Below are 7,124 nucleotides of genomic sequence, written 5' to 3'. Positions count from 1 at the left end.
GCTTTATGCGGCCGCGAATGCACTGCTAATGCGCACGATAGCAGGCTCTCAGATCAAGTCCTGGGGCATGCGACTGGTGCGAACCAAAGGACGCCGCCGCGCCGTTGTCGCGGTGGCCAGAAAGCTCGCCGTCCTGCTGCATAGAATGTGGACAGATGGCACCGAGTTCCGTCCGGCACAGGTGGAGGGCACAGCATGATCTGATCCGCCACCCTCAAAAGCCGAACGGGATCGTCCCTCACCGGACGAGGTCTGTGGAAGAAGCCGAAAATGGCTGCTGCGCAACGAGAAGCGCGTCCCTTAGCAAGGCTCTCCGCTGCCAATCCGACACATGCGTGCAGCGATGCCCGACGGCATCAACCAAACTGCGAAGAGAAGCGTGACCCGGATGAGTGACAATGATCCACAAGAAAGAAGGAAAACGAGCTTGACCCAAACGCCCAATTAGAGAAGCCGCCATTCTCTTTGCCGCAGATACTGCGTGATCACGTCGCGATCTACCGCTCTCCCTTCCTTTCCGCCCCGGCGGCGGGCTGGCTGTTCTATACATTCAGTTTCGTTTCCATCCTCACTGTCCTGCCGCCCTACCTCTCCGAGGCATGGCGCGCGGTCACAATGGCCGCCATGCCGCTCACTAGCATCGCGGTATCAATGACCATCGGCGTCGCGTTGCTCCGCCGTCTATCGGCGGTCTCTGTTGTGCAAACTGGCTTTGCCCTTTCCGCCCTTTCTATGCTTTGGCTCTGGCTCGCCCCCGGCACGCCGTTGGCCTGTTTGGCACTGGCTGCCGCAATGGGGTTGATCCAAGGCGCAAGTTTTACCGCGGTCGCGCAACTCAACAGCGGCCCCGCCGCGCAGGCGCAGGCAAACGGTGCGGTGGCCCAAATGGGGAACCTTGGAAACAGCCTTGGCACACCTGTTATGGCGTTCGGGTTAGCAAGCTTTGGCGGCGCGGCCTTGCCGTTATTGGCGGGTGGGGCCTTTGCGATGGGGCTGGTGGCACATCTCCTCCTTGGTGCGGCCCGACGCCGCAGTCGGCGCGTTCCTGTTTAGTTCTCACTTTTCCGTTGGAAAACACTGCATCAGCACCTATGTACAAACCGTTAAGAGGGGCATGTCATGGCTGAGCTGAAGAACATCGAAGTGCGCGGCGCGCGCGAGCACAATCTAAAGAACATCGACGTGGATATTCCGCGTGACCAACTGGTTGTAATTACCGGGCTTTCCGGCTCGGGCAAGTCGAGCCTTGCCTTCGACACGATCTATGCCGAAGGGCAGCGGCGCTATGTGGAATCACTGTCGGCCTACGCGCGGCAGTTCCTTGATATGATGCAGAAACCGGATGTGGATCACATTTCCGGTCTCAGCCCTGCGATTTCAATCGAACAGAAGACCACCTCAAAGAACCCCCGATCCACAGTCGGCACGGTGACCGAGATTTACGACTATCTGCGGCTGTTGTTCGCCCGCGTCGGCACCCCCTATAGCCCGGCCACCGGCAAACCCATCGAAGCCCAGCAGGTGCAGGACATGGTCGACCGGATCATGACCATGGAAGAGGGCACGCGGGCTTATCTGCTGGCGCCGATTATTCGCGACCGCAAAGGCGAATACCGCAAAGAGTTCATTGAGTTGCGCAAGCAAGGCTTTCAACGGGTCAAGGTGAACGGTGAATTCTACGATCTGGATGAGCCGCCGACGTTGGACAAGAAATTCCGCCATGACATTGATGTTGTCGTCGACCGGATCGTGGTGCGCGAAGGGCTGGAAACGCGCCTGGCGGATTCGCTGCGCACGGCGCTTGATCTTGCCGATGGGATCGCCATTCTCGAAACCGCGCCCAGTGAAGGCGAGCCCGAGCGTCATACGTTTTCGGAAAAATTTGCCTGCCCTGTCAGTGGCTTCACCATTCCCGAGATTGAGCCGCGGCTGTTCTCCTTCAACGCGCCGTTCGGGGCTTGCCCCTCTTGTGATGGCCTTGGGGTCGAGCTCTTTTTTGACGAGCGTTTGGTGGTGCCTGACCAGAACCTGAGAATCTATGACGGGGCTTTGGCGCCTTGGCGTAAGGGGAAGTCCCCGTACTTTAAGCAAACCATCGAAGCCATTGCCAAGCATTATAATTTCGACCAAAAGACCCGCTGGAAAGACCTGCCTGAGAAGGTGCAAGAGGTGTTCCTTCGTGGTTCCGGCAAAGAAGAGATTACCTTCCGCTATGACGAAGGCGGGCGCGTTTATGAGGTCAAGCGCGTGTTCGAGGGGGTGATCCCCAATATGCAGCGCCGCTACCGCGAAACGGACAGCAACTGGGTCCGCGAGGAGTTTGAGCGCTATCAGAACAACCGCCCCTGTGGCACCTGTGGTGGCTATCGCCTGCGGCCCGAAGCGCTTGCGGTACGCATTGGCCCCACGATTGGCAATGAGAACGAGTTGCTCCACATCGGTAAGGTGGTGGAGATGTCGATCCGTGAAGCCTTTGACTGGTGCAAGGCGGTACCAGACCATCTGACCCCGCAGAAGAATGAAATCGCGAAAGCCATTTTAAAGGAAATCCGGGAACGTCTCGGATTCCTGAATAATGTGGGTCTTGAGTATCTTACGATGTCGCGTTCAAGTGGTACTTTAAGTGGGGGCGAGAGCCAGCGTATCCGCTTGGCAAGCCAGATTGGCTCTGGCCTGACGGGCGTGCTTTACGTGCTTGATGAACCGTCGATCGGGCTACATCAGCGCGATAATGACCGGTTGCTGGATACCTTAAAGAACCTGCGAGATCAGGGGAACACGGTGATCGTTGTGGAGCATGACGAAGAGGCCATCCGCGAGGCCGATTATGTGTTCGACATCGGGCCGGGTGCTGGGGTTCACGGCGGGCAAGTGGTGAGCCATGGCACGCCTGAACAGGTGGCGAATGATCCCAATTCTGTTACTGGTCAGTATCTTACCGGCGTTCGTGAAATCTCGGTCCCGGCCAAGCGGCGCAAGGGGAACAAGAAGAAGTTGCAGGTTGTAAAGGCTACTGGCAACAACTTGCAGAATGTCACTGTGGATTTCCCGCTGGGTAAATTCGTCTGTGTTACGGGCGTGTCGGGGGGCGGCAAGTCCACCCTTACGATCGAAACCCTGTTCAAAACCGCGTCGATGAACCTGAACGGCGCGCGGCAGACACCTGCGCCCTGTCAGACCATCAAAGGATTGGAACATCTCGACAAGGTCATTGATATTGACCAGCGGCCCATCGGTCGGACTCCGCGTTCGAATCCAGCGACTTACACCGGGGCTTTCACCCCGATCCGGGACTGGTTCGCCGGTCTGCCCGAAGCGAAAGAGCGCGGCTATAAGCCCGGGCGTTTCTCTTTCAACGTCAAAGGCGGGCGTTGCGAGGCCTGTCAGGGTGACGGGGTCATCAAGATCGAGATGCACTTCCTCCCTGATGTTTACGTGGAATGCGAGACCTGCAAAGGCGCGCGCTATAACCGCGAGACGCTGGAGGTGCGGTTTAAGGGTAAGAGCATCGCCGACGTGCTTGATATGACCGTAGAAGATGCGCAAAGCTTCTTTGCCGCCGTGCCTTCGATCCGTGAAAAGATGGATGCGCTGATGCGCGTGGGGCTGGGCTATATCAAGGTTGGACAGCAGGCCACGACCCTGTCGGGCGGTGAGGCGCAGCGGGTGAAGCTCAGCAAGGAGTTGAGCAAACGCTCCACCGGGCGCACGCTTTATATCCTTGATGAACCGACAACGGGTCTGCATTTCGAAGACGTGCGCAAGCTGTTGGAAGTGCTGCACGAATTGGTCGATCAGGGCAATTCCGTGGTTGTGATTGAGCATAACCTAGATGTGGTGAAAACCGCCGATCATATTATCGATATCGGCCCTGAGGGTGGTGACGGCGGTGGCCGGGTTGTGGCTACAGGGACGCCCGAAAAGGTCGCGGACGTGGCCGAAAGCCATACCGGGAAGTACCTCAAACCGATGCTATATAAGCAGACAAAAGTGGCGGCGGAATAACCGCCGCCACTTGGTTGGCTTGGCCTGCGGCGTGTCCTTACAACACGGCGCGGGCGATGCGGATCAGTTGCAGCGTCTCATAAGCGCTATCGCGCAGCGAAATCACCTGCCCATTCAGTACCGCGTAGTTATAGCCTTCTTCCGGCTCGGCCAGACGGTAGAGATTGATGAGGTCCGCCTGCGTCAGCGCGGCGGTCGGAGCGATGTTCACACCTGAGCCAATGGTGGGCACCCGCGCCAATTCGTTGATACGCAGCAGGGCGGTGTGATCTTCGTTGCTCAGCAGCACCGGCTGGCCATCGATCAGCGCGTAGCGATGACCAGCAGGCGCGGCATCAAGGCTGTAGAGCTGTGCGATCTGGTTGGACTCCAGTAGGAGCAACTCGCGTTCCGTCAGCGGATCGGCCTCAAGATAGGGTTGGCGGCGCTCTTCCAGCAGAGTGTCCAGCTCATCGTCGGAATAGCTGGCCCATTGTTCATAAGTCACGCCCTGTTTTGCCAGTCCGGGGGGCACGCAGGGCGGGTCCTTCTTGGCCAGACCGGGGGGGCAGTTGCGATAGGTAATCAGCTCGTCCTCGGGCACGGCGGCTGCGTTCAATTCAGGCGCGGCCAAGGCAAGCGCCGCCGCACCGAGGATAGCGGCCATGTCACGCCCCTCGGGCGCCGGGGTGTTCAAAAGACGGGTAACCACAGTCTCGCGGTCCTGTGTAAATCGGGTCACGCGCTCATCAAAATCGGCGCGGTCCATGCCCTTGGGCAGTTTGACCTCATCGCCTTTGATCTTGACCTTATCACCGTTGATTTTGATCTCGATCTTATCGTCTTTCTTGTCTTTTTTGGCCTTCTTCTCTTTGTGCTTCTCGGCCTTTTCCTCGCGCTTTTCTCTCTTTTTCTCGGCCTTCTTTTCCTGCTTGTCCTTCTTCTTGGCCTTTTTGTCTTTCTTGTCTTTGCCCTTATCGCCCTTGTCGTCTTTGGCGAGCCAAAGCGTTTCAGGGCCGCTGCTATCAAAGGCAACCGCGGGCTGCGCCGGGGCAAAGCCGGTTCCGGCGGCGGCCAGCGGGCCGGTCGCACAGGCGGTGGTCAGGATTGTGGTAATGAGCAGGCGTCGCATCAGGTGATCTCCTCAGATGGGGTCATTCTGAAGTTAACGCCTGCTCGGGTCATGTCGTTCCCGCGTGGGGAGCGTTCGGCTTAACCTTGCCAGCCGCGCTGCTCAAAACGGGGCAGCATGGCAGAGAAGTCTTTGCCCTTGCCGCCTTCTTCCTCGACGAAACGGGTGTAGAGTTCCTTGGCCAGCGCGCCCATCGGCGTGTCGGCATTGGCCATTTCCGCGGCCTGTTGGGACAGCCCCAGATCTTTGAGCATCAGCTCTGCCGCGAACCCCGGTTTGTAGTCGTTGTCGGCGGGAGATTGGGGGCCGACGCCGGGGGCCGGGCAATAGGCGTTCATCGACCATGAATAGCCCGAAGACGTGCTGACCACATCAAACATCCGTTCGCGATCAAGGCCCAGTTTGTCAGCCAGTGCAAAGGCTTCGCAGGTGGCGATCATCGTGGCGCCAAGGATCATGTTGTTGCAGATTTTCGCCGCTTGGCCGGCGCCCGCATCACCGCAATGAACGGCTTTCTGACCCATGATGTCGAACAGCGGTTTGGCCTTTTCAAAGGCCGCCTCCGCGCCGCCCGCCATAAAGGTGAGCGTGCCGCCCTGTGCGCCGCCGATCCCGCCGGAGACAGGGGCATCCACAAAGAGCAACCCGGCCTTCTGCGCCGCCTCTGCCGCGAAACGCGCGCTTTCGACGTCGACGGTGGAGCAATCGATCAGCAGCGCGCCCGCTGCCATATGTGCGACCGCTTCTTCGGCCACTTGGCGCAGGATTGCGCCGTTGGGCAGCATGGTGATGACCACATCGGCATCCCCGACCGCTTCTGCGATGGTCTTGGCCTCGGCGACCCCTTCGGCGGTGGTGCCAGCCACGTCATTGCCGCGCACGGTATGGCCCGCGGCGGCGAGATTGGCGGCCATGGGCCCGCCCATATTGCCCAGACCGATGAAACCGATTGTAAGATTGCTCATAAATTTTCCTCCAACTTCAATTCGTTGCCGCCCAAGGGGGCGAGCATGGCGTCGATATCGGCCTGCGGCACGTCCCAGTCGGCGTGTTGCCAATTGGGGCTGCGGTCCTTGTCGATGATCGCGGCGCGCACGCCTTCGATGAAATCGCCTTTTTCCAGTGACCGCGCGGTAAAGCGATATTCCTGTTCCAGTGCCGGGACCATGCCGATGCCGGGGCCGCGCAGGCGGCGCAGCATCTCTAGCGTGCAGGCCATCGACAGGGGGGAGTTGCGGCGTAGGGTTTTCACTGTCTCTGCGGCGAAACCGCTGTCGGACATCGCAAGCGCCGCGTCGATTTCTTTAAGGCTTTCGCCATGAAAGAGGCGGTCCACCTCTTCCTGAACCTCTGCCAGCGTGGACGGGGGCGGGGAGCTTGCAGCGCGGTCGAGGATGAAGGGATCACCGTTCTCTTCCAGTTGCGCGATAAGATCGGGCCATTCGGCCTGCGCGATAAAATAATCTGCGAAACCGGCGTGGAGCACGTCGCCTGCGCCCATCCGCGCGCCGGTGAGGCCAAGGTATTCGCCCATCCGTCCCGGTGCCTGTGCCAGCAGCAGCGTACCGCCCACATCGGGTACCAGCCCGATGCCGCATTCGGGCATGGCAATCTTGCTGCTCTCGCTCACCACCCGGTGCGAGCCGTGGCAGCCGATGCCGACCCCGCCGCCCATGGTGAAGCCCTGCATGAAGGAGATCACCGGCTTGGGAAAACCGTGAAGTTTGTTGTTGAGCCGGTATTCATCGGCCCAAAAACGGCGGGCGAAGTCGAAATCCCCGTCCTTGCCCGTTTGGTAAAGCTGCGCCACGTCACCGCCCGCGCAGAAGGCTTTCTCACCCTCGGCATCCAGCACGATCACGGCGACCTCTGGGTCATCGCGCCAGTCGTCGATCGCCTTTTCGATGGCGATGCACATGTCGTAGCTCAGCGCGTTCAGCGCATTGGGCCGCGTCAACGTGATGCGTCCGGCGCGGCCCGTTATGCGGATGTGGATATCACTCATGGG

5 protein-coding genes and 1 pseudogene are annotated in these 7,124 nt (G+C 59.5%); 3 read left to right on the top strand and 3 right to left on the bottom strand.

The window, feature by feature from the left end; translation table 11 throughout:
* The 3 genes and pseudogenes from A3722_RS23270 to uvrA all read left to right on the top strand — a co-directional run.
* Positions 1-199 (top strand): annotated as a pseudogene (locus tag A3722_RS23270) (IS110 family transposase); the annotation flags it as partial.
* A 266-nt stretch (positions 200-465) separates the two neighbouring features.
* Positions 466-1,053, top strand: a complete 588-nt coding sequence (locus A3722_RS09420) for a hypothetical protein (RefSeq protein ID WP_201721997.1) — start codon at positions 466-468, stop codon at positions 1,051-1,053.
* A gap of 66 nt (positions 1,054-1,119) precedes the next feature.
* Positions 1,120-4,005: an excinuclease ABC subunit UvrA gene (gene uvrA, locus A3722_RS09415; protein WP_067623199.1), complete on the top strand. Its 2,886-nt coding sequence runs from the start codon at positions 1,120-1,122 to the stop codon at positions 4,003-4,005.
* Positions 4,006-4,042: 37 nt separating this feature from the next.
* On the opposite strand, the gene A3722_RS09410 is transcribed toward uvrA, so the two are convergent.
* The 3 genes from A3722_RS09410 to A3722_RS09400 form a co-directional block, all read right to left on the bottom strand.
* Positions 4,043-5,116 (bottom strand): transketolase, encoded by a 1,074-nt coding sequence (locus A3722_RS09410; RefSeq protein WP_201721996.1) that lies wholly within the window; start codon positions 5,114-5,116, stop codon positions 4,043-4,045.
* A gap of 80 nt (positions 5,117-5,196) precedes the next feature.
* Entirely contained in the window at positions 5,197-6,174 is a 978-nt protein-coding gene (gene mmsB / locus A3722_RS09405) for a 3-hydroxyisobutyrate dehydrogenase (RefSeq protein WP_236627378.1), read from the bottom strand.
* The gene (locus tag A3722_RS09400; protein ID WP_067916084.1) at positions 6,078-7,121 is read right to left on the bottom strand and encodes an enoyl-CoA hydratase/isomerase family protein; all 1,044 of its coding nucleotides are present in this window, start codon (positions 7,119-7,121) and stop codon (positions 6,078-6,080) included. Before A3722_RS09400 ends, mmsB begins: the two co-directional genes overlap by 97 nt.
* Positions 7,122-7,124 lie beyond the last annotated feature (3 nt).

This window comes from Sulfitobacter sp. HI0027, assembly GCF_001634775.1.
GTDB lineage: Bacteria > Pseudomonadota > Alphaproteobacteria > Rhodobacterales > Rhodobacteraceae > Sulfitobacter.
The sequence above is the reverse complement of the archived record's forward strand: the minus strand, read 5'-3'. Positions and strand labels throughout refer to the sequence as shown.